General features: G+C 65.8%; 1 protein-coding gene and 1 pseudogene. Both read right to left on the bottom strand.

All coding sequences use genetic code 11. The annotated features are described in order from the left end of the window. On the bottom strand, positions 1 to 428 hold a 428-nt coding region (locus tag PTE30175_RS28025; protein ID WP_150700335.1), incomplete at its 3' end, for an ureidoglycolate lyase. A 64-nt stretch (positions 429 to 492) separates the two neighbouring features. Further along, positions 493 to 696 (bottom strand): annotated as a pseudogene (locus PTE30175_RS28030) (allantoicase); the annotation flags it as partial.

Raw genomic sequence — 696 nt, forward strand, 5'->3', positions numbered from 1 at the left:
ACGACGATGAAGTCCGACGTCTCGTGCAGCGCCAGCAGCGGGTGATGCCACACGCCGCGCGCGTAGTTCACCCCCTGCCAGCCGAGCTCTCCGCACGCGAGGAACGCGCGCATCTGCGACACGTCCAACTCGCCGGCTGGCGCCACCACCACCAGATACGGCACCGTGGACAGCGGAAGAAATGCCTGGCTGCCCAGCGGATGACGCTCGAGCATCTTCACCTCGTACGGCAGCGTGCGCGCCTGGCCGCGAAACACGTTCACCAGCGTGCGCCCGCCGTCCGGGCCCAGATCGACTTGCGCCAGATCGTGGAACCGCTCGGTGGTGCCGCCGTTGATCGGGAAGTGCTTGGCGCCGGCGAGTTCGATCACGTCACCGAACGGCGCGAACGCCTCGCGCGTGAGCACCTCGATCGGCAACTCATGCAGTGCGTGCTGGACGTTGCTCATAGCCCGGTTTCCTTTCCCGTTTTCTTTCCCGTTTCCGTTCCCATTACGCCTGCTTGTCCGCCAGGCGGCCCCACAGACGCAGGCGCGAGACGCCGCCGTCCGGGATGATGTTGAAGCGGATGTGCGTGATCGGGCCGACCTTCTGGATCTGCTCGGCGAAGTGGAACTGCTTGTCCATCGCCAGCTTCTGCTCGGGCAGCAGCACCGGCCAGAACATCGACTGCGTGATCAGCGACTGCTCCGTGCC

Source organism: Pandoraea terrae (assembly GCF_902459695.1).
Classification (GTDB): domain Bacteria; phylum Pseudomonadota; class Gammaproteobacteria; order Burkholderiales; family Burkholderiaceae; genus Pandoraea; species Pandoraea terrae.